The organism is Nostoc sp. (genome assembly GCF_036917455.1).
Lineage (GTDB): Bacteria > Cyanobacteriota > Cyanobacteriia > Cyanobacteriales > Nostocaceae > Nostoc.
Window position 1 is genome coordinate 13,797 of record NZ_JBALDK010000124.1, and the last position, 22,223, is coordinate 36,019.

Here is a 22,223-nt window from a genome sequence, read left to right on the forward strand (position 1 = left end):
TTGCATCCTTCTCTAACGAGACGCTGCGCGTAGCTTGTTTCCTTGCAGGAGTATACGGTTCGTTAAAAAAACTAGCGATCGCTCGTCTATCGTCAAAGAATGCCTGGATTTAGCAAATGATAAACCCAGGCAGAGCTTTTGAAATAGCTATGACAGCAGACACTACAAATTTATCTAACTGAAAAAGCCTCGTTGAACCGCCGTGTCACAGGCTCAGTAATGAATGTCAAAATTGACTTTTTACGAGTGACAATTTCACCTGTAGCAGACATTCCTGGTGTAAATTCTACCTCTTGACCACGCACATTCACTGAATGTTTATTTAGCTTAATTCTTGTAGGAAACACTAAGCCCAATTCTTTATCAACAATTGCATTCGGACTAACTTGCATAACTTCGCCATCCACAATCCCAAATTCCTGGAAGGGGAAAGTCGCCATTTTTACTTTTGCCTTCATTCCTTGACGAATAAACCCAATATCGCGGTTGAGAACTTTCACCTCTAGAAGCATTTCTTCCCCTTCTGGCAAAATTGATACCAATTCTTCACCAGATTGGACTGGCCCCTTGGTGGCTTTGACTCGGTAAATCGTACCAGCAACGGGAGCCTCAATGGTTTCTAAAGCTTGCTGCTTTCTCGCCTGTTCTAATTGACCTTGAATAGTTGTCAGTTCTTCTTTACGCTTGTTGAACTGGGTTAAAATTTCACTTTGGCGTTCTGATGATACACGTTGAGCCTGACTGCGTGCAGCGTTGTAAGCTTGTTGTGCTTGGCGAATTTCTTGGGCTTGGGCAGCAATATCTTTTTCTAATGATGTGACTTTATCTTTAGCCTCTGTTATTTTATTCTGGCCATTGGTAACATCATCTTGCGCTCTGGTGATTTCTGTCTTTGCACGAGTTAATTTTTCTTGGGCATCCAAGTAATCCACACGAGGTACAGCGCCAGGAGTAATTAGAGTACGTAGGCTTTTTTCCCTTTCTTGTGCAAGTGCCAAATTACTTTCAATTCTAATCCGAATGCTATCTGCGTTGGCCAGGTTGGTTTGAGCATTGCCAACGCTGCTTTTGGCATTAACTAAGTTGTCTTGCAATCGAGTCAGGCGAACTTTTGCTTGATCGATGAGTGCTAATTGGCGATTTGCTTCTGCTTCCGCCCCTGCTTGACGTGCTTGGTAGTCTTGCAGGCGGGAGTTTAAAAGTTCATCTTGCAGTTTCGTCCCAGTAGTTTTGCCTCCAGTGCGTTCTGCATCCAAACGTTGCAAATCGTCTTGAATCAATCTTGTGGATTTGGCTAGGCGGGAAACGTCGCTTTTCTGCAAGTCTGGGTCTTTTTGAATCAGAATTTGACCTTTAGTAACGCGATCGCCTTCTTGCACTTTCACAGCTACAATTGACCCCCCACCCAAAGATGTCACCGGTCTTACCTGTGTGGAAGCAATTAATTCTCCTGGTGCTGTTGCGACTTCATCGATTTGCGAGAAGTACGCCCAAGCGATCGCTCCAAATACGATGACGCTCATCGTTCCCGCTAATAATCTCGTGTATAGGGGTGGCAATTCCTGTACCGCCTTCCCCAATTCATAAGTGAGTTGTTCCTCTGGTTGGGCGAATCGCTCTTTTGTCTGTCGTGCTTGAGCAGCATTTACCATATATTTTTTCCTTTGTTACTTGTCATTTGTCCTTTGTCCTTGGTTATTCACTAATGACCAATGACCAATGACTTGTGTTTAATTCAAACTGCTAAATAGCGCCGCAAAAAGTTGTCTAATGTCTCTAATTGGAAGTTAAAAATCGCTTCTAAATTGGCAATTTCATCTTTTGTACAGAAAAATTCATTTGCTAGCAATGTGCGATAAGTTCCCAAAGCTTTTTGGATTTGGGGATTAAATAAACCCAATGCACCTTGTAACCCATCAATTAAGAATAGTGGTGAGTTAATTATTACTGGCTCTTTGACGAAAATCCGACCAAAAATCCGGGGAATATCTTCTCGTAATAAAATTTCCGGGCCTCCCACTGGTAAAATCTGGTTACGAGCGCCTGCAACTGTCACAGAATCGACTACTATCCTTGCCAAATCATCGGTGCTGACAATTGAGGTACGGTTTTTGCGATCGCCAATTAGCAGATACAACCCCGTTTCCCGAAATCGTTCTACTAGTGGCAGCAAGTTAGATGCTAATCCAGCTGGGCGTAAAATTGTGTAATTCAAGCCACTAGCTTCTAAATATCGCTCTACTGCTCGTTTGGCTTTGAACACGGGAGCGTCTTCATAACCGCGATCGGCTCCTAGTACAGAAATGAACACAAAATGCTCTACGCCATTGGCTTTTGCTTGGTCAATCAGTTCAATATTGGCGCGGTAATCTAAGGATAGAGCATCGCTATCAGAACCGTGGGCGCTGATAATATACTTCACACCTTGAGTAGCTTTTTGAATATCTTTTTCGTGCAGCAAATCACCGATAAAGATTTCTGCACCCCGGTGTTCTAACTCGCTGTAGCGCGAGGTAAGGCGGACAAATGCCCGCACAGACTGTTCTCGTTGTCGAAGGAGTCGCACAACTCTGCGACCAATTCCTCCCGTTGCCCCAGTTACTAGAAACATATAAATAAATACCTAAATTGAATACTTTCAGCGTTTATAGTTCTTGAAATTCTTGATATATGCTCAAAATCCCTTGAGCAATACTTAAACAGAGATATGAGCATATTTTTATACTTTGTTACGATGCTCAAAATATCCTCACGCCAACTAAGCCAATAAGTCACACCTTATTTATCTTAATACTCTCACAATGATCCCCCACATCCTTGTAGATGCAGGGGATAGGAAAATGGGATTAGTTTTACCCGGATTTCTCACCATATCTCGATTAAGCCTGGGCTTGAGCAAGGGAGCAGGGAAGGATGGGCAGGGGAGCAGAGGAGCAGAGGAGCAGGGGAGAGTTCAAATACCAATAGAGAAGAATCATTAACAGAAAGGATTAACCTACGCATTACCAAAACGATGAAGGAAGAGCTATCTACAAAGGATGAGCCTCCAGAATTGTGCCGTCGTGCAATCCAGGAAGCATTAGATAAAGATAAAGAAAAGTAAAAGTTTTCCCAATTTAAAATCCCCCATATCTTTGTAGATACAGGGGAATTAAGAAAATAACCCACAATTTGGATTATTGATCAATTTTTGGGCGCTATCAGTGACGCATTATTATACTTTATGCAAACAGTCCACTTCAAAACTATTCAGAAGCTTTATTATTAGCCCTATTAGCACGCGCCTCAGCCGAAGCCATTACCTCATCCATATTTTCTAGCACTTCACCAGGGAAGTTTTCCAAAACTCTGGTAGAAAGAGCAACCCGCCCTTTACCCTCATCCAAGTCAATAATTACAGCTTTAATTGGCTGACCAACTTTAAAAACCTTCTCCAAAGAATCAATGAATTTTTGACTTACCTGCTTAATATGAAGCAAAGCCCCCATACCATTTAAATCAACAAACACACCAAAAGGTTTGATGCCAGTAACTTTGCCTTCTACTAGTTGACCTAGTTCTAATAAGCTGAAGTTGCTAGAACGAGTTGCTAAACGTTGAGAAAGGATGAGTTTGTTGGTGTTTTTATTAATTTCCAAAAAGCCCACGGTCAGATTTTGACCTTTGAGTGCTTCTAAGTTATCACGCTCTGCCAGGTGCGATCGCGGAATAAACCCCCGCAAAGAAAGAATATCGACGGTGACACCACCTTTATTCACACCCATAACCCGTACTTGCACAGTCTGAGCATTTTCCTGCATTTCGGCCAATCGTTCCCAGATGTGCTGAATTTCTAACTGCTTGCGAGAAAGGGTGACTTGACCTTCTGCATCCTGATCTCGAATAATCAAAAACTGCATTTCTTCTTGCAATGGCAGCACCTCCGATAAATCGGTAACTGCTCTCAAAGAAGCCTCATCGCGCGGCAGAAAAGCTGACGACTTACCACCAATATCAACATAGGCTCCATCATGGTCAAGTTGGAACACTTTGCCATGTACAACCTGTCCCTTTTGAAACTGGTAGTCGTGTTTTTCTAGTGCTTTGGCAAAATCGTCCATTGTAAATGACGAATTGGCTGTTTGAGAAAGTTTCGATTCGGAATTCATGACTTTTGAAGATTAATTTTTATTTGAGCTAATGTCATTGAAGTTTAGATTGCCATTTGTCATTTGTCAGTTGTCCTTTACAAATCACTAATGACCAATGACGAACTTGGTTGCACAGTTTTTAGTTCAGTTGACCAAAAAGTTGTTTTACCTGCTCCCAAGCATCGGTTGCCGCTTTAGGATTATAACTGGCACGAAGGTCGCAGAAAAATCCGTGATCAGCTCCATCGTAACGAAACACACGATGAGGAATTTTATATTTTTCTAACTCTTTTTCAATCTCATCTACTTGTTCGGGTGGAATGCTAGCATCTTCTTTACCAAAGAAGGCATAGACAGTACCTGGAATTTCTCTGGTGCGGCTGAGTGTGGGTGCGCCACCTCCTGGTGTGCGAGTGGCAATTCCAGCACCGTAGAAGGAAGCTGTAGCTTTAATATCTGGTAAGGTGGCTGCAAGATATGCCACATGACCGCCAAAGCAGAAGCCAATACAGCCAAAGCCATCTTTTTTGACTTGGGGCAGATTTTTGAGGTAGTCAATTGCTGATTGAATATCGCTCAATAACTCCGATGCTTGAGTTTGCGCGGCATAATCTCTGCCGATTTTAATATCTTCGGGCGTGTATCCGGTTTCAAAGCCAGGAGCAGTGCGTTGAAAAAGTGCAGGTGCGATCGCTACATACCCAAGTTTGGCAATCCGTTCTGTAACATCCCGAATGTGAACGTTGACACCAAAAATCTCTTGTAATACTACGACTCCTGGGTACGATCCAGGTTCTTTTGGTTCTGCTACATAAGCAGACACTTGAATATTATCTTGCAAAAGATTAACCGTTGTGGTAATTATTGCTTGCTCTGTCATAATAATTTTTACCAGTGTTATGTGATTAACGGTGTGTTTGTTTGATATAACTATGCCAGTATGTCCAAGTTATTTTCAATAAAATTATCAATTACCATAGTGAGCGCAGTCAAAATTTTTACCCAAAAAATTTTATATGTAAATCAAATATTTGATATGTAGCAAATACAGCTGGTCACAAAAGGAGTGCTGGGTATAAAAGCAACACTTAATACTCAAAACTCAAAACTCAGCACTTAGTATTCAGGAGGTTTGGTGATGATTCAATTCCGTATTCAGCCAGACAGCGAAATTCCCGCATCAACCCAGCTGTTTAATCAAATCCGATTTGCGATCGCTTCCCGGCAATATCCCCCTGCTTACAAATTGCCAAGCACACGGGCGCTGGCAATGCAAACTGGATTACACCGTAATACCATTAGCAAAGTTTACCGTCAACTGGAGGAAGACGGATTTGTTGAAAGTATGGCTGGTTCGGGCATTTATGTTCGTCCCCAAGGTCATGAAGGCGGTAGTAGGCTGCAATCACCAATTCTCAAACAAAATCCTGATGCATATCAAGTTGTCCAGAAAGCACTTGACGATCTGCTTACCCAAGGATGTTCGCTCAATCAAGCCAGAGAGCTATTTTTAGCGGAAATTGACTGGCGCTTGCGTTGTAGTGCGCGGGTACTAGTTGCAGTGCCATCCTATGACATGGGTGCTGGTGAATTGATGGTCTATGAATTAGAGCGATCGCTAAAAATCCCAGTCCAGTTGGTAGCAATGGAAGAATTAACAGCAGTCTTAGATAAAACTACCTCTGCGACAGTAGTCACAAGTCGATATTTTATCAGTAACGTGGAAGCGATCGCCGCCCCGAAAGCTGCACGGGTAATTCCCCTGGATATCTACGACTACAGCAAAGAACTCAGCCTCTTGAAAACCCTACCAAAAGAAAACTGTGTAGGTATAGTTAGCCTCAGTTCCGGTATTGCACGCGCAGCAGAAGTCATCCTCCACGGTCTGCGAGGAGATGAACTACTTGTGATGACTTCGCAACCAAAAGATGCCTATAAACTTCAAGCAATGGTTAAACGAGCTGAAGTAATCATCAGCGATCAAGCCAGTTTTGCGGCAGTGCAAGCAGCCGTGCAAGCATCTGATGAAGATATTATTCGTCCACCAAAGCTGATTAAGGTTGAAAATTATATCGGCACTAACTCGATTAACTTACTAAAACGAGAACTGGGTTTGAGTTAATTACAACTTACGTAAAATATCTCTCAAACTCTCATTTCTCTGCGCCTCTGTGGTTCATTATTCTGAAACTAGTTAGTGTAGAACACCTTTGAGAACAACTAATACAGCAGGGCTAACGTAATGCAAATTGTAATTGTAGGCGCAGGCCCAACAGGTGCAACCCTTGCCCTCCTCCTTGCACAACGCGGTATTTCTATAACGTTAATTGAAGCAGCAAAAGACTTGCATCGTGTTTTTCGCGGTGAAGGATTAATGCCCAGTGGGTTAGATGCACTAGACCAAATGGGTCTATCAGCATTGTTGGAGCATATTCCCCATCGACAACTCGACGCATGGGAATTCATCCTGGGAGGAAAACAATTGTTTCGAGTCGAAGAACCAATGGGAGCAACCCGACCCTGTACACTGGTTTCACAACCACCGCTACTCAAAGCACTGATTTCGGAAGCTCAAACCAAGGATGGGTTTGAATTTATCCAGGGTGTTCCCGTCAAAGATTTACGCTGGAGTAATGAACGTGTCGCAGGTGTAATACTGAGCGATGGCAGAGAACTTACTGCTGACTTAGTAATTGGGGCAGATGGTCGGAATTCTCTTGTACGGCAACGCATAGGATTAGAATTAGTCCGCCAGCCTAAAAATATTGATATTCTCTGGTTTAAGCTTGCCGCTAGCCCTGAGTTTGCAGCCGATAATGTGTTTCGTACTATTGTAAATGGCGATCGCGTATTTACCATTTTTCATGGAGCAGAATCAGGAAAACTGCATCTAGCTTGGGTGATGTCCGCAACCGAAAACACTGACTCTAAGCAAGCAAACTGGGCAGAGATTTTTGCCTCACTATCACCCTCATGGTTAGCAGAGCATTTCCGTAATTATGCAGACACCATCGAATCTCCCATTCGGCTTTCTGTTGTGGTTGGTTATTGTCCACGATGGCACGCACCAGGAGTATTACTTCTCGGTGACGCTGCACACCCAATGTCTCCTGTCCGCGCTCAAGGAATTAATCTAGCATTCCGTGATGTCATTGTCGCTGCTAATCATCTTGTGCCGTTGTTGCACAAAGAAGCCGAACACCAAGACATTGATATGGCACTATCGCACATCCAAGCAGAACGTCAGCCAGAAATTATCCGCGCCCAACAACTCCAGTTAGCGGAAGCTAAACAAGGCGAACTACTGCGAAAAAATGCACTGCTGCGATCGCTGTTGATTAAACTTACTCCTTTGCTCAGTAAAGCAATTAAAAAGTCTTGGTTAACGCGACAATATAAAATGCGTCAAGGGATCACACAGGTTCATTTAACTGTCTAAAAAACCGCCAGAAGTTATCTAACTTGTGGCTGTGGGGTATTAATTTGCAAAAACTCTTGCACCAATTTCATATAAGTTGGAGCATCTTCCAACATCGGGAAATGGGCTGTGTTGGGAATCATCACAAATTCCACTTTGTCATTCAGTGCAGCTGCTTTTTGCCCCATCTCGGCTGGAATAATTTTGTCATACTCCCCCGCTACGAGCAGAGTCGGCACTGTCAGCTTGGCAAACTCAAGCGGCATCACTTCAGATTGAGCCTTACTAACGGAAGTAAAAATTGTCCCTAAAGCTGCATCGTAATCTGCTTCGAGAAAATCTTCTAAAAAAGCTTGACGCTCAGAATGTGGTATTGAACTATATAAAAATCTCGCCATAAACATCCGGTCAACAAATGGAATTTTGCTTAACCACTTGGGACGGAATTTCACTACATAGCCACCGAATTTATGAAAGGCACTAAAAGATTTTTCGTCGTACTCAAAAATACCGCTACAGGTTAGAATTCCTCGTTCCACTCGTTGGGGATAGCGATTAAAAAATAAAGCGGCAACAGAAGCGCCCATTGAGTGAGCATTGATATAGACGCGCTGAAGATGCAACCCATCTAACAAAGCTGCCAAATCATCGGCGTATTCTTCTAATTCATAAGTCAACTCTCTGATTGCCTCTGATTCTTCTTGCAGGGACTCAGACTCAGCAACAGCTTCACTTGCTTGGGCTATGGTTGGCTTACCACCAGAACGGCCAAATCCTCGCAAATCGTAGAGTAAACAATCAAATTGCTCTGATAAAGCATTAGCGGTATTTTGCCAATACCTAGCCGAACCAGCCCAACCGTGCATGAAAACCATCGCTGGTTTTGCCAAAGAGCCAGATGGTTTTTTCACCCATTCGTAGTAATGCTCAACGCCACGAACTTTAATATAAGGCATTAGTCATTTGTCCTTTGTCAGTTGTCATTAGTCATTTGTACATGGTTATTATTCCTTAGTTTTTGACCAATGACCAATGACTAATGACTATTAAGCAGATTCTGGCTTAGGTAGTGAAGATGGATGGATTATCAGTTCGGCAGTCGATCGCTTCTCGACCATCTCCCGTGTTACTGTACAACGTGTCACATCTTTACGAGATGGTAACTCATACATGACATCCAGCATAAGTTCTTCGACAATGCCCCGCAGCGCTCTTGCACCAGTTTTACGGCGGTAGGCTTCTTGAGCGATCGCTCGTAAAGCTTCTGGTTTAAAATCTAACTGGACATTATCCATCTTCAGCAGTTTTTGGTACTGCTTGACTAAGGCGCTGCGTGGTTGGGTGAGAATCGCCATCAGCGCTTCTTCATCTAACGGATCTACTACTGCTACCATTGGCACGCGCCCAATAAATTCTGGAATCATGCCAAATTTTACTAGATCGTCTGGCGCTAAATGGCGGAGAGTATCTGCTGCCCGTTTTTCCTTCGTTTGGCCTTCTCCAGGTTGCACAAAGCCTATTGCTTTTTTGCCAACTCTCTGATCCACAACCTTTTCTAAGCCTACGAAAGCACCACCACAGACGAACAAAATATTGCTTGTATCAATCTGTATACAGTCTTGATAAGGATGCTTGCGCCCACCTTGGGGTGGTACATTGGCGATCGTTCCCTCTAACATTTTCAGCAAGGCTTGCTGCACGCCTTCGCCAGAAACATCGCGGGTAATTGACGGGTTCTCACTCTTGCGAGCAATTTTGTCAATTTCATCAATGTAGATAATTCCTCGTTGCGCTTCTTCTATATCCAAATCTGCCACTTGCAACAGTCGCAGCAAGATATTTTCTACATCTTCGCCCACATAGCCTGCTTCCGTCAGCGTTGTGGCATCAGCGACGGCAAAGGGGACATCCAGAATTTTTGCTAGGGTTTGCGCTAAAAGAGTTTTGCCGCAACCAGTCGGGCCAATTAACAAAATGTTGGACTTTTGCAGTTCTACAGCATCATCTGCCCCACCTTTGCCATTGCCTTTAGACTGAATAACCGCCAACCGTTTGTAGTGATTGTAAACGGCTACTGACAGCACTTTTTTGGCTTCGTCTTGACCGATAACGTGTTCGTCTAGATACTTTTTAATCTCTCTTGGCTTGGGTATTTGATTAAACGAAATACTAGAAGATTGAGTCCGTCGTTTTTGAGGTGGTTCTGCTCTTGGTGCAGGTTGTGCTGCTGCACCATTGGTATCGAGTAACTCTTCGTCTAGTATTTCATTACACAAGTCAACGCATTCATCGCAGATGTAGACTCCCGGCCCTGCGATTAATTTACGCACCTGCTCTTGAGACTTGCCGCAAAACGAACATTTTAAATGGGAGTCGTACTTAGACATACCAGCCTCTTATTTCAGAATGGTGACGTTTTCCCCTGCTGTGGGAAGATTTTGCCTGGAAATGACCTGATCGATCAAACCGTAGTTTTTCGCCTCTTCTGCCGACATGAAAAAGTCGCGCTCAGTATCTGCTTCAATTCTTTCTAAGGGTTGACCAGTGTGATGAGCCATTAACTGATTCAACTTACCCTTAACATAAAGAATTTCTCTGGCTTGAATTTCAATGTCAATGGCTTGACCTTGAGCGCCACCAAGTGGTTGGTGAATCATAATCCGGGAGTCGGGCAGAGACATTCGCTTACCGGCAGCCCCTGCTGTCAACAAAAATGCCCCCATGCTCGCGGCTAATCCAAAACAGATGGTAACAACATCAGGGCGAATTTGCTGTATTGTATCATAGATTGCCATCCCTGCGTAGACCGAGCCGCCAGGAGAATTAACATACATTTGAATGTCTTTCTCTGAGTCTTCGGCATCTAGGAATAACAATTGAGCCACAATTGAGTTGGCTACGACATCATCTATTGGTGTTCCCAAAAATATAATCCGCTCTCGCAGCAGGCGGGAGTAGATGTCGAAAGCCCTTTCTCCCATACCAGACTGTTCTACCACCATCGGCACGATGTTGCTAGGGCTGTTCAACTGGGAGTTAATGTTTACTCGACTTTGGTTGCTGATGGGGTAGTTTCCCGACTGCGATACAAACATACAGGCTTTCTGTGACGATAATTTAGGACAGATGTTTCAGCAGCAAATGCTGCCTTTTCGATGAATGGGATTTTTATAGCTACGTGTTAACCATTATGCCTCATATAACTTCCTCTCGTGTAACACAGTATCAAGCTCAGTCCATAACATGTGTCACAATTTGCCAAATATTCATTAATTCTTTAAATTATTTTGACTTTATCCAAGTGGGAATTGGTTATTTTCTACCTGCTCCCTCCTCTCTTACCTTACCCATTTCACCAGTACTTGAACTCAGGACTGGTGAACTTATGGCTGTGGGATTTTTCTTATGTGACTTCTGTGGAAGCTTCGCTGTTGTCTTCCTCTGTCTGAGGTACATCAGCCTCACCATCGGATTCTGCGGCTTCCTCTTCCTCGGCGAGACTCAAGGAACCTTCGGGTACAAGTTCAACAGATGAATGTTCTAAGAGCCAATCAATGGTTTTTTCGGTTAGTAGTTCGTTTTCCACGATTGAGCGTAATCTATCTTCATCAACATCCTGCTCCTCTGAGTACTGTTCCAAAAGTTCTTTGACTCTGGCTGCGATTTCTTCTGGTGTTACCTCGATGGATTCGCGTTTACCGACTTCCCGTAAGGATAAGGAACGTTTGATACGTTCAATGGCTTCAGTACGCGATCGCTCCCGCAACTGAGGAATAATATCTTGAGTAAACAACTTCCTTACATCCAATCCCTGCTGAGACAGCCGCATTGCTGTTTGGGTTAGCATTGCATCCACTTCTTGCTCAACCAAGGTTAGTGGTAAGTCAACTTCTACATGCTTAAGCAGTTCCGTTAACAAAGCTTCCTGCTTATTTGTTTTTGTTTTGTCATCCGCCTCTTTTTGATATCGCTCTACCAAAGAAGCGCGTAACTCCTCTAAGGTCTCAAAATCGCTGATTTCCTGGGCAAAATCGTCATTTATTTCTGGTAGTTCCTTTTCCTTTATTTCTTTGAGCGTCACAGTGAAAGTTGCCGCTTTTCCAGCTAAATCTTCATTAGCATACGGATCTGGAAACTGCGCCGCAATTTCTCTGGTTTCTTCAGGATTCATCCCTACTATTCCCGAAATAAAGCCCGGAATAAACTTATCTTCCTGCAACTCAACTTGAAAATCAGTCGCTTCGGCTCCCGGAATCGGTTCTAGTTCTGCTGCTTCGTCTTCGCCCTCAGCTTTGGCGAATGAACCTTTAAAATCGACTACAGCAACATCGCCGATTTGGGCTGCACGTCCTTCCACAGGAATCAATGTCGCTAATTCTTGACGTTCCTTGTCGAGGGTACTCTCCACTTGTTCTGGATCGTACTTGACTTCTTCGGCTTGGAAAAGCAAATCAGTGTACTGCACTAGATTTACTTCTGGTTCTACATCGACAGCAGCCGAAATCGTCAGAGGTTTTCCAGGTTCATAATTCTGAATCAAATCCTCAAAAGAGGAGCGCAATTGCGGCTGACCTATGGCCGGGATAGCTTCTTGTTTAACTGCTTGCTCAATGCCATCTTGAATTAGTTCTTCCAGCGCTGCTGCCTTGATACGAGTCGTACCCAGCCTTTGTAGTAATATCGGCCGAGGTACCTTGCCTTTACGAAACCCAGGAATATTGGCAGTACTCGCTAAGTTTTTAATGACCTGTTCGTAAGTTTGCTTGGTAATTTCCGGCGTAATCTCTATTTCCAGGCCAATTTGGCTGGCGGGAAGTTTTTCCTGGGTAACTTTCATGCTTCGTCTCTAGTTTTCTGGTATTTTAATCTCCTAGTACATACAAGACGCAATAATTGTTCGCGTTTATGGCTTGATGTCTCTTAGGGAGGATGGGAGGTTGTCACAAGGCTTCATGACATCCAAGGATGGATGGTGTGTCCTGGCACAAAGATCCAGTTTACTGCCAATGACCAAGGACTTGACAATTTACCGTCATAACAATTATTGACATTCCAAGGGCCAAGAGCGTCCGGGGTTTCTTGCCTAATATTTGTAATAATTGCTGAATCATTGCGAATTTAGAAGATTTTTATCCCTATTCTCCAGTCCATAATCTTCAGTGAGTCTGAATTTAGTACTGGAAAGCAAAGTCAGGAATTAATGATTCGGTGGGCTAACACCGTGATATCCTGGTTTTCAGCCACTAGTTTAGTACTTCAAAGTTATAGCATTGAGTTTACCTATCTTGTGGTCAAGGAGCAAATCTGCTGCCTAGCTACATAGATTAATTTTTCAATGGTTTGCCGATTTTATAACATTTGCATCATAATACATTCATCATCCTGGCAACTCACCTTATAGCAGATAAAACAGCTAAGTGCAGATATATCTAGAAGTTTTCTGGTAAATTGCGCTTTTGCTTTGTTGTATAATACAATAATCTAGTTTAGATAAATGTAAATGAAAGAAATGGGATGGCAGTTGTCAAATGCAACATTAATTCACTTAATTTAAATAACAAAACAAATAAATTATCTATTAAATCTGTAAGAAGATAAACTAAATTAGAGAGAAATCTAAATCTATTATCAAATTTTTTTAAGACTGCGATCGCTATTTAAATATAAACAAATTGTCAATTATTCCAAAGAATTGCAGATAAGTCTCTTAAAGGAGGAGCAAGTTTGTCGAAATCCTATCGTTTGGCTATTTTGGGAGCGACTGGTGCTGTTGGCACAGAGTTGCTGGAGTTATTAGAAAGCCGTAATTTCCCGATTGCTGACTTGAAATTATTGGCATCAGAGCGGAGTATAGGGCGATCGCTCCAGTTTAAAGGTGAAAATATCCCAATAGAGGCAGTGAGCGATCGCGCTTTTGAAAATGTCGATATAGTATTAGCTAGTGCGGGCGGTTCCACATCTAAAACTTGGGCAGCAGTTGCCGTACAAAAGGGCGCAGTGGTAATTGACAACTCCAGTGCCTTTCGGATGAACCCAGAAGTTCCCTTAATAGTGCCAGAGGTGAATTCCCAAGCCGCAGTTAATCATCAAGGCATTATTGCTAACCCCAACTGCACAACAATTTTAATGGCTGTGGCAGTATGGCCATTGCATAAAGTTAAACCAGTACAACGCATCGTGGCTTCAACCTACCAATCTGCTAGTGGTGCTGGTGCTAGAGCAATGGCAGAAGTCAAAACCCAAACAAGCGCTATACTACAAGGACAGCCGCCAGTTGCTGAGGTATTGCCTTACCCACTGGCATTTAATTTATTCCCGCATAACTCACCATTAAACGATTTGGGTTATTGTGAGGAAGAAATGAAAATGGTCAACGAAACCCGGAAAATATTTGGCACGCAGCAAATTAGAATTACTGCAACCTGTATACGGGTTCCCGTACTCCGCGCCCATTCAGAAGCCATTAACTTAGAATTTGAGACTCCCTTTAGTGCAGAGGAAGCCAGAGAAATTTTAAATTCCTCCCCTGGAGTGAAATTGGTAGAAGATTGGGAAACTAATCATTTTCCGATGCCAATTGAAGCAACTGGTAAAGATGAAGTATTAGTGGGAAGAATCCGTCAGGATATTTCTCATCCTTGTGGCTTGGAATTATGGTTATGCGGCGACCAAATCCGCAAAGGCGCAGCACTGAATGCAATACAAATCGCCGAGTTACTGGTAGAAAAAAATCTACTCACATCTGCTAAAGCTTACGTTTCAAGCTAGTCATTAGTAAGAAGAAATAACTAATGAAAAAGACCAAATGTGCAAATCACTGTTGAAAGCAATTTGCAGATAGGTTATTACAAATAAGAAACCACCAAGATACAAAAACATGGGTAATCAGGAGTGAAAACGGGGTGGGAGATTTTGGTAATGTTTTAACCGCTATGATTACGCCGTTTAAAGCAGACGGTAGTGTAGATTATGGTGTAGCGGCAAAATTGGCAGCGCATCTAGCTAACAACGGTACAGATACATTGGTGGTGTGCGGCACAACCGGAGAATCCCCTACCCTGACTTGGGATGAGGAATACCAGTTGTTTGTCGAGGTATTGCAGTCCGTGGCAGGAAAAGCCAAGGTAATCGCAGGTTGTGGTTCAAATTCCACCAAAGAAGCGATCGCTGCCACTCAAAAAGCGTCTAAGATAGGAGTACATGGTTCCTTACAAGTTGTTCCTTATTACAACAAACCGCCACAAGCGGGATTGGAAGCGCACTTTCAGGCAATAGCACAAGCCTGTCCCGACTTACCATTGTTGTTATACAATGTCCCAGGTCGTACCGGACAAAACCTTCAGCCAGAAACAGTTGCCCGGTTAGCGAAGGTTAGTAATATTGTTGGGATTAAAGAATCCACTGGTAACATAGATCAGGCAAGCGAAATTCGTCGCTTGACACCAAAAGAATTCCACATCTATTCTGGTGATGATTACATGACTTTGCCCTTGTTAGCGATCGGGGCAAAGGGTGTGGTTAGTGTGGCTTCTCATCTTGTAGGAAACCAACTACAGCAGATGATCCAAGCTTTTATTGCAGGAAAAATTGAGATAGCAAGCGACATTCATCTCCAACTCTTCCCGTTGTTTAAAGCTTTATTTCTGACTTCAAATCCCATTCCAGTGAAAAAAGCACTGAAACTTCAAGGTTGGGAAGTTGGTTCAACTCGTCCGCCGCTATGTGAAGCTGATTTAGAAGTAAGTCAAAAGCTAGAAGCGGTTCTGAAAGAACTTAGTTTAATCTAGCCACCATCTGGTTAAGCGTTGCCGAACTACTACTTTTTAAAGATACATATAAACAATGACCATAATTGTTCATAAGTTGTAATTTAAAAACCTGTGCTAGGACTGATATATATACTATGAATCCTTGAGTATACAGTCGATTTTATTGAATAAAAAATTGAGAATTTCAATTAAAACTTGATTGCTTTCAGACTGACTTAAAAGACAGATGATGCTGTCTTAAATACAAGGAAAGTTAACTATCAACTTAATTAACCACAAGTAACAATCTCAGGAGAAAATGGCTAAAAACGAAGCTAATAATTCCGCCTTGAAAATTATTCCTTTGGGCGGTTTACACGAAATTGGGAAAAATACCTGTCTTTTTGAGTATGACGATGAAATTATCCTGTTAGATGCAGGATTGGCTTTTCCCACAGAGGCGATGCATGGAGTAAATATTGTTTTACCAGATACGACCTATCTGCGGGAAAATCGCCACAAAATTAAAGGAATGATCGTGACTCATGGTCATGAAGACCATATCGGTGGAATTGCTTTTCATCTCAAGCAATTTGATATCCCGGTGATTTATGGCCCCAGACTAGCAATGGCAATGTTAGAGGGTAAATTAGAAGAAGCAGGAGTCCGCGATCGCACAGAAATTAGAACAGTTCTACCACGTGATGTAGTCCGAATTGGCAAAAACTTTTTAGTGGAATATATCCGTAACACCCACTCCATTGCTGATAGTTTCACTGTTGCCATTCATACTCCCCTTGGTGTAGTCATTCACACAGGGGATTTTAAAATCGATCATACCCCAGTAGATGGGGAAAAATTTGATTTGCAACGTTTAGCAGAACATGGTGAAAAAGGTGTTCTTTGTTTGCTAAGTGATTCCACTAACGCCGAGACACCAGGATTTACACCTTCAGAACGTTCAGTTTATCCCAATCTGGAGAGAGTATTTAGTCAAGCCACTGGACGATTATTCGTCACAACCTTTGCTTCTAGCGTCCATCGCATCAACATGATTTTGGATATCGCCAAAAAGCAAAACCGTGTAGTGACGATTGTGGGGCGATCCATGCTGAATTTGATTGCTCATGCCCGTAATTTAGGTTACATCAAGTGTGAAGATAATCTGCTGCAACCATTGCACGCAGTCCGCAATCTACCTGATGAAAGAGTACTAATTTTAACTACAGGTTCTCAGGGTGAAACGATGGCAGCAATGACCCGCATCGCCAACAAAGAACACCCTCACATCAAAATCCGCGAAGGAGATACGGTAGTATTCTCTGCTAACCCAATTCCCGGAAATACGATCGCTGTAGTCAACACCATTGATAAATTAATGATTCAAGGTGCAAAAGTGGTCTATGGAAGGGATAAAGGGATTCACGTCTCCGGTCACGGCTGTCAGGAAGAACAAAAGTTGATGATTGCCTTAACTCGACCCAAATTCTTTGTGCCATTTCACGGCGAACATCGGATGCTAGTGAAGCACGCAGAAACGGCTCAGAGTATGGGCATTCCCGCAGAAAATATGATTATTATCCAGAATGGTGATATTGTCGAACTGACTGAAGATGCCATTCGCGTCGCTGGTAAAGTGCCATCTGGTATTGAATTGGTGGATACTACCAGTTCGGGTATGGTAAGTTCCAAAGTTTTACAAGAACGGCAACGCATGGCTTCAGAAGGCATTATTACCATTGCAGCTGCCATTGATTGGAATGGTAAACTGTTAGCCAAACCAGAAACTCACCTCCGGGGTGTAGTTACAAGTGTAGAGCGATCGCTGCTACAAACTTGGGTAAAACAACGGATTGAAGAAATCCTCACTGTGCGCTGGACAGAATTTGCTCCTGAGCAAGGTGAAGCAGCAGATATTGACTGGGGTGGATTGCAAGGAACTTTAGAACGAGAATTGCAACGTTCCATCCGGCGGGAATTGCAATGTCAGCCATCTGTGACTTTGTTGATGCAAATTCCTGATGAGCCACCTGTAAAAGTTGCCGATGGCAGAAGACGACGGACTCGGACTGCTGCTCAAGTAGCATCATAGGGCAAGATAATAATTTAACAAAGAGGCGCAAAGACGCAGAGTTTTTCTAAACGTCTTTGCGCTTTGGCGTGAGATAGGGTCTTTTATTATGGGTATAGTATTTGCCTATAGTTATTGGAGGCGATCGCCTAAATCTTGCAATATTCAACACGGCATAGGAATCTAACTTGTTAGGTTGCTGTCGCCTCAAGCAACTGCAACCAATATCTCCTCATTTTTCTCGGCTGTTAAAAGATACAGATTTCTCCACCGCTCAAAGTCTTCAAAACACCATTCATTTCTTGTAAACAGTGTTTCAGGATCGATCTGTTGAAAAATGCTGGCCCCTTCACTGACTAGCTCACGGGATATAAGTCCCAATGACTCCTCTGTTGACAACAGAGTTGGAGCAAGGGTTTGATCTCCAAACATGAGCTTTTCAATAATCTCATCAGCATTCGCAAACTTTCTTCTCGATAGCTCCTGTGAGAAACGTTTCTCAATCTCAACAGATGTTTTTTCTAGTGATGCTCTTCTATCTTCAATCCCTGGATAGGCTTGACGAGTCAGCCTTAACTCAGACCGTAATTCAGCGATTACCCGATCTGCTTCTAGCTCAGATCCAAAAGTCTCTTGGTGTGTTTCGATAACATCTGCAAGGATTTCATTAATCTCTTCAGGATCAATCTCAAAAAAGCGGAAAATACCGCAGCCATAGGGGAAAAGATAAACTACAAGGATGCTGAGTGCCTTTTCACGTTGAAGGCGTGCGTACAGCGGACTAGAAGGAGGAATTGCGCTGTAGAGTACGGAAACACCCATAAGCAAGTTCATCTGATTTTAATACTTTAGACTCTATCATTCTAAAATCACTACTACTAACCTAAGTTTTGTGAAATGCAATCGATTCTACTCGATCAAAAATCACTATTTCTACCGTATTTAGTCAGCAATGAACAAGACACACTTACGTGAGAAAGTGGGAACACTGAGCGGAAAAATGCCTTCTAGGGTATTACTGATGTTTATACTTAGCAAAAAAACTTTTAGAGAGACCCTATATTAAGTTCTGTAAATGTTACACTAAAACCTATCCAATGACTGATGTCTTTACTAAAATCTAAATTATGTCAAGTTATGAACAAGATCGTAATATTACACTACCGATCCCCAGAAAATTGCGATTAACTTGACGTAGTAATAAATTAGGTTCTGACTTAAGTGGCTAATCAGGTATTACATTATATCGCAGTCAGGACGCGATTTTTCCGGGAAAGTTCGTTGCCACGTTGTATATATTCATCAAAAAGGTGAATAACCTCAATAATACAGAGGATAAACCATGAAGGTATTCGACAATACCACAAAAAAGATTTTTCTGGCTAGCTGGGTATCAATCAATCAAGCAGAGACTAGTCAACACAAAGTAACCCAGCTAAACCGTTCCATTTCTAAGCCTTGCTGGGATATTCTCCGACCTTTACGGCAGCGTGTAGAAAACATTCAAGTCAGCGATCGCCAACTAGCTCACCGTTTATGTAAACTAATCCCATCTCAGTGCCCCTTTGAGCGAGATGTCAAAGTATTTGGGAAAACCTTGTTTCACATTCCGCCAATGTGCAAACTCAACCCCTTATATGACGAAGTGGTTGGTTTACGTTTCCGAGCGCTGTGCTATCTAGCCGATGAATGCGGCGAAGATGTATCACAGTACTGTTGAAGGAAAAGTTAGGAATTAGGAGTAATGGTTCAGGGATCAATAATATAACTCCTAACTCCTAGCTCCCTGCTATTTTTTACTATTTTTTTATTATTTCTTTTGCCATTTTTGGATGGCATCTTGAGCGTCTTCGTAAGCGCCTGTTTCTTCTGGCACTAAAGTAGCAGTCGCAATCGCCGCATTGCGATCACCTTCGGTGGCGCGACGCTTGGCCAGGTCTAAAATTTTCTCACTCCATTTATTGATCGATTTTTGGGCACTATCAAAGCCTGGTTGACCTGCGGGTACTTTCTTGGCAACTTCGATCGCCCGATTGTAGGTAGATGCCTGTCCAGACTTAATTAAGCCATTAGCTGCATCTAAAAGAGTTTTGTTACTCACATACTGCTTGCCCTCTAACCGCCACAGGTTAATTGCTGCTTGTGCTTTGGCGTAGGGGGCTTCATCTTTGGCGATTAATCGAGCGGCAGCAATAGCAGCAGCATACTGTCTCTGTTTAGCACGACCCTCTGCTAAATCTAAAATCATTCGACTCCAAATCTTAATATTCTCCTGAGCTTGTTCGTATAGTGGTTCACCGGGTTTAATTTTCCGGGCTGTAGCGATCGCCACGCTCAAATCGCTAGCCTGAGTTTGTCTGAGCGACATTTTTGCTAGGTCTAATACTGCTTGATTCCGCTTTTTAGACTCGGAATTAGAGGTTATTTGGGCGCTAGATTGGTTGTTAAGTCTAACTATTGGGGTGCGATCGTTTGGTAAATTCTCGATAATCTGGCGATCGTCAGCATTTGGCGATGTGCTTGATATTTGCTTAATTCTAAAAGTTTCTTGATTGCGGAGAAAAACTACAGCAATTAAACCTGCTACCAGCAAGCTGCCTCCGCCCCACAAGATAAACTGTTTCCAAAAAGGGATACTTGGCTGATTCGATGGCAATCGAGAGACGTAACCTTTGGCAGAATTGGGGATAAATCTTCCCCTCGGATTCCCTCCTAAAGAAGTTTCCGCCATTGGCTGGGAAACTAAGCTAGTAGCTGACTCCTGGACTGGTTGACTTTTAGGCTTCTCAACCTTGTGAGCCTTTACTTGCTGGGAGGAGTTTACAGTAGCTTCTCCCCATCTGCCCCGTTCTGCGGAAGTTCTAGGGTAATCATCGAGAGCAGGGGCTGCAAGGGCGACAGCAAAAGATTCTTCTGGATAAATCACCGATTCTGGTTCAAAAACACTTTCTATTGCCAATTCTGGCAAGATTACCTGCACCCTGGATGGGATGATTGCGGCAGGGTTTTGGACAGGCCGCCAGTGGTGGTGACATAATTTTGGCACGATCAGGCTTAGATAGCTTTCTAAATCTGACAAGTTGCTGCCATTACCAGAACGCAAAGCTTCTAACAACGCTGCTGTAAAGAATCCGTGACCTAATTCGCTACTTTCGTGGGAAAATTGCTCTGGTTGACAAGAAAGAATTGTCGCAAGTTGTAGTTCTTGAGCTAGTTCTATTGTTTCTTCACCAACAGGAGCATCCGCTTGAGTGCCAAAAGCGCGGTTGATATCAAGTAGTAGCAATACATTCAAATCAGCAATTTGGAGACTTTGCATTAGCGATCGCAATTCTATGCCAGTCTCTTGTACCAGTTCGGGATTGCCCTCTGCTGGCATTAAGTAATCTTTGCCCTTGTAGTTGACTCCATAACCGCTGAAGAATAACCACAGATAGTCTTCTGGTTGCCAACTTGTCGCTGCCAAATCCTCAAGTAGCAGCAGAATATTCTCTTTAGTCGGATAAGTCGATCTATCTCCAATTGGCGGCGAAGTATCCGTCATTAGCAGGCAATGTTTGGGGATAAAGCCTGCCTCTGTCACCAAAAAATCCTCTAGTGCCTCAGCATCCGCTTGGGCACAACTTAAAGGTTGAAATAACTGATAGTGATTGATGCCAATCGCGATCGCCCAGTAATTTGCCATCCCGCTCTTTGTCAGTTATTGTAAGTGGTCTTAAAATTGCGGTTGGCTTTGCCAAAAAAACAAAGCTAACCTATGTCTTGTAGTCTAGGTGATTCTCAGCGAATCTTAAGTTAAAATGTAATTTTTATTACGTTAGTTAGTCGGAAAATACCTTTTACCTAATTTCAATAACAGATCGTTACTAAGGAGATAGAAGGTCATGAGCAAGATTGCTGCTCACCTACCATCATCGATCGCTCCCTTTTCAGTTATTAGCCAAATTACCAGACAAATCCGGATAATTCCTTTATTAATTTTGCTTGGATCTACTATTCCTGCGTGGTTTTTGACAGAAGCGATCGCACCCCAGGTTGTGCGAGCTTACACCGCTAGAGTCGATCTAGCTATTGACCGCCTACCAGAAGAAAACTATGAAACCGTTCTCAGGAGGGCGGAAGCGGCCGCTAGGGCAGCTGCTCAGAGGAGTTTCGATCAAGATATCTTGGTGACAGATGTTTCAATAATTATCTCCGTACAAAATTATGGAGCGATCGCACCAGTTCTGGCGTTAGATGTGAGTCGTCCCCAATGGCGATCGCGTCCCGATGCTCAAAATTGGGCTACTTACTTTAAAACGGCGCGATCGCTACTTTTCTTTGACAATACCTCTACAGCAGCTAGCGGTGTGTCAACCAAAAAATGACGGGTTGAGCTAGGCACGGAGACGCAAAGAGTGAAATACTCAAAAAATTCCCTCTGTTCTCGTGTCCTACTTCAGTCTCAACCGATCAATTCAATTTACCTGTTGTTCTTCGCGTCAGTGAATGGCCTAGAATAAGAAGGTTGTCAAGAATCACGATATCTGCTGACATGGCTGTTCCTAAGAAGAAAACTTCCAAATCAAAACGAGATAAACGTCGAGCTACCTGGAGGCACAAAGCCGTCGTCGAAGCTCAGAAAGCCCTCTCTCTGGGTAAGTCAATTTTGACTGGACGTTCTACATTTGTGTATCCAGCGGCTGAAGAAGAGGAAGAAGAATCATAATTTCCCAGTCAGGTAAAGCATAAACAGCACCAATCTTCTTACCACTGGATAAACGCTTTTTATTAGCTTTCCTGATTGCATTTTGAATTATAGATACTCTACACAAGCTCATTAAATCAATAAAAATTGGTAGTGAGTAATTGGGAAG

18 protein-coding genes are annotated in these 22,223 nt (G+C 42.9%); 8 read left to right on the forward strand and 10 right to left on the reverse strand.

Features of this window, described 5'->3' with window-relative positions:
- Positions 1-170: 170 nt before the first annotated feature.
- The 4 genes from V7K42_RS13095 to V7K42_RS13110 form a co-directional block, all read right to left on the reverse strand.
- Complete coding sequence (locus V7K42_RS13095) at positions 171-1,652, reverse strand: HlyD family efflux transporter periplasmic adaptor subunit (RefSeq protein ID WP_334916767.1); 1,482 nt, start codon at positions 1,650-1,652, stop codon at positions 171-173.
- An 83-nt stretch (positions 1,653-1,735) separates the two neighbouring features.
- Complete coding sequence (locus V7K42_RS13100) at positions 1,736-2,611, reverse strand: SDR family oxidoreductase (protein ID WP_334916769.1); 876 nt, start codon at positions 2,609-2,611, stop codon at positions 1,736-1,738.
- Positions 2,612-3,245: 634 nt separating this feature from the next.
- The gene (locus tag V7K42_RS13105; RefSeq protein WP_334916771.1) at positions 3,246-4,148 is read right to left on the reverse strand and encodes a S1 RNA-binding domain-containing protein; all 903 of its coding nucleotides are present in this window, start codon (positions 4,146-4,148) and stop codon (positions 3,246-3,248) included.
- A 121-nt stretch (positions 4,149-4,269) separates the two neighbouring features.
- Positions 4,270-5,010 carry a dienelactone hydrolase family protein gene (locus V7K42_RS13110; RefSeq protein WP_334916773.1) on the reverse strand — a complete coding sequence of 247 codons (741 nt, stop codon included), beginning with the start codon at positions 5,008-5,010 and terminating at the stop codon, positions 4,270-4,272.
- A gap of 258 nt (positions 5,011-5,268) precedes the next feature.
- On the opposite strand from V7K42_RS13110, the gene V7K42_RS13115 reads away from it, so the two are divergent.
- Together V7K42_RS13115 and V7K42_RS13120 are read left to right on the forward strand one after the other, a co-directional pair.
- A complete protein-coding gene (locus tag V7K42_RS13115) occupies positions 5,269-6,252 on the forward strand; it encodes a GntR family transcriptional regulator (RefSeq protein WP_334916775.1) in 984 nt (327 codons plus the stop codon).
- Between the two features lie 120 nt (positions 6,253-6,372).
- On the forward strand, positions 6,373-7,569 hold the full coding sequence (locus tag V7K42_RS13120; protein WP_334916777.1) for an FAD-dependent oxidoreductase: 1,197 nt from the start codon (positions 6,373-6,375) through the stop codon (positions 7,567-7,569).
- Between the two features lie 14 nt (positions 7,570-7,583).
- On the opposite strand, the gene V7K42_RS13125 is transcribed toward V7K42_RS13120, so the two are convergent.
- From V7K42_RS13125 to tig, 4 genes are all read right to left on the reverse strand, one after another.
- Positions 7,584-8,504: an alpha/beta fold hydrolase gene (locus V7K42_RS13125; protein WP_334916779.1), complete on the reverse strand. Its 921-nt coding sequence runs from the start codon at positions 8,502-8,504 to the stop codon at positions 7,584-7,586.
- A 90-nt stretch (positions 8,505-8,594) separates the two neighbouring features.
- Positions 8,595-9,935: an ATP-dependent protease ATP-binding subunit ClpX gene (clpX, locus tag V7K42_RS13130; protein WP_323234302.1), complete on the reverse strand. Its 1,341-nt coding sequence runs from the start codon at positions 9,933-9,935 to the stop codon at positions 8,595-8,597.
- Between the two features lie 9 nt (positions 9,936-9,944).
- Positions 9,945-10,643: an ATP-dependent Clp endopeptidase proteolytic subunit ClpP gene (clpP, locus tag V7K42_RS13135; protein ID WP_334916784.1), complete on the reverse strand. Its 699-nt coding sequence runs from the start codon at positions 10,641-10,643 to the stop codon at positions 9,945-9,947.
- A 308-nt stretch (positions 10,644-10,951) separates the two neighbouring features.
- Complete coding sequence (gene tig, locus V7K42_RS13140; protein WP_334916786.1) at positions 10,952-12,385, reverse strand: trigger factor; 1,434 nt, start codon at positions 12,383-12,385, stop codon at positions 10,952-10,954.
- 887 nt (positions 12,386-13,272) lie between these two features.
- On the opposite strand from tig, the gene V7K42_RS13145 reads away from it, so the two are divergent.
- The 3 genes from V7K42_RS13145 (at position 13,273) to V7K42_RS13155 (ending at position 17,388) form a co-directional block, all read left to right on the forward strand.
- Positions 13,273-14,316 carry an aspartate-semialdehyde dehydrogenase gene (locus V7K42_RS13145; RefSeq protein ID WP_334916788.1) on the forward strand — a complete coding sequence of 348 codons (1,044 nt, stop codon included), beginning with the start codon at positions 13,273-13,275 and terminating at the stop codon, positions 14,314-14,316.
- Between the two features lie 134 nt (positions 14,317-14,450).
- Positions 14,451-15,335, forward strand: coding sequence for a 4-hydroxy-tetrahydrodipicolinate synthase (gene dapA, locus V7K42_RS13150; protein WP_334916790.1), 885 nt, complete (start codon positions 14,451-14,453; stop codon positions 15,333-15,335).
- Positions 15,336-15,615: 280 nt separating this feature from the next.
- Complete coding sequence (locus tag V7K42_RS13155; RefSeq protein WP_094328810.1) at positions 15,616-17,388, forward strand: ribonuclease J; 1,773 nt, start codon at positions 15,616-15,618, stop codon at positions 17,386-17,388.
- 186 nt (positions 17,389-17,574) lie between these two features.
- Here V7K42_RS13155 and V7K42_RS13160 read toward each other — a convergent pair whose 3' ends face one another.
- Positions 17,575-18,189 (reverse strand): hypothetical protein, encoded by a 615-nt coding sequence (locus V7K42_RS13160; RefSeq protein ID WP_334916792.1) that lies wholly within the window; start codon positions 18,187-18,189, stop codon positions 17,575-17,577.
- Between the two features lie 520 nt (positions 18,190-18,709).
- Between V7K42_RS13160 and V7K42_RS13165 the strand changes: the two genes are divergently transcribed.
- A complete protein-coding gene (locus tag V7K42_RS13165) occupies positions 18,710-19,087 on the forward strand; it encodes a Mo-dependent nitrogenase C-terminal domain-containing protein (protein ID WP_334916794.1) in 378 nt (125 codons plus the stop codon).
- Between the two features lie 90 nt (positions 19,088-19,177).
- On the opposite strand, the gene V7K42_RS13170 is transcribed toward V7K42_RS13165, so the two are convergent.
- The gene (locus V7K42_RS13170; protein WP_334916796.1) at positions 19,178-21,052 is read right to left on the reverse strand and encodes a caspase family protein; all 1,875 of its coding nucleotides are present in this window, start codon (positions 21,050-21,052) and stop codon (positions 19,178-19,180) included.
- Between the two features lie 199 nt (positions 21,053-21,251).
- On the opposite strand from V7K42_RS13170, the gene V7K42_RS13175 reads away from it, so the two are divergent.
- Together V7K42_RS13175 and rpmF are read left to right on the forward strand one after the other, a co-directional pair.
- Complete coding sequence (locus tag V7K42_RS13175) at positions 21,252-21,734, forward strand: hypothetical protein (RefSeq protein WP_334916797.1); 483 nt, start codon at positions 21,252-21,254, stop codon at positions 21,732-21,734.
- 167 nt (positions 21,735-21,901) lie between these two features.
- The gene (gene rpmF, locus V7K42_RS13180) at positions 21,902-22,075 is read left to right on the forward strand and encodes a 50S ribosomal protein L32 (protein WP_094328804.1); all 174 of its coding nucleotides are present in this window, start codon (positions 21,902-21,904) and stop codon (positions 22,073-22,075) included.
- The last annotated feature ends 148 nt before the right edge of the window (positions 22,076-22,223 follow it).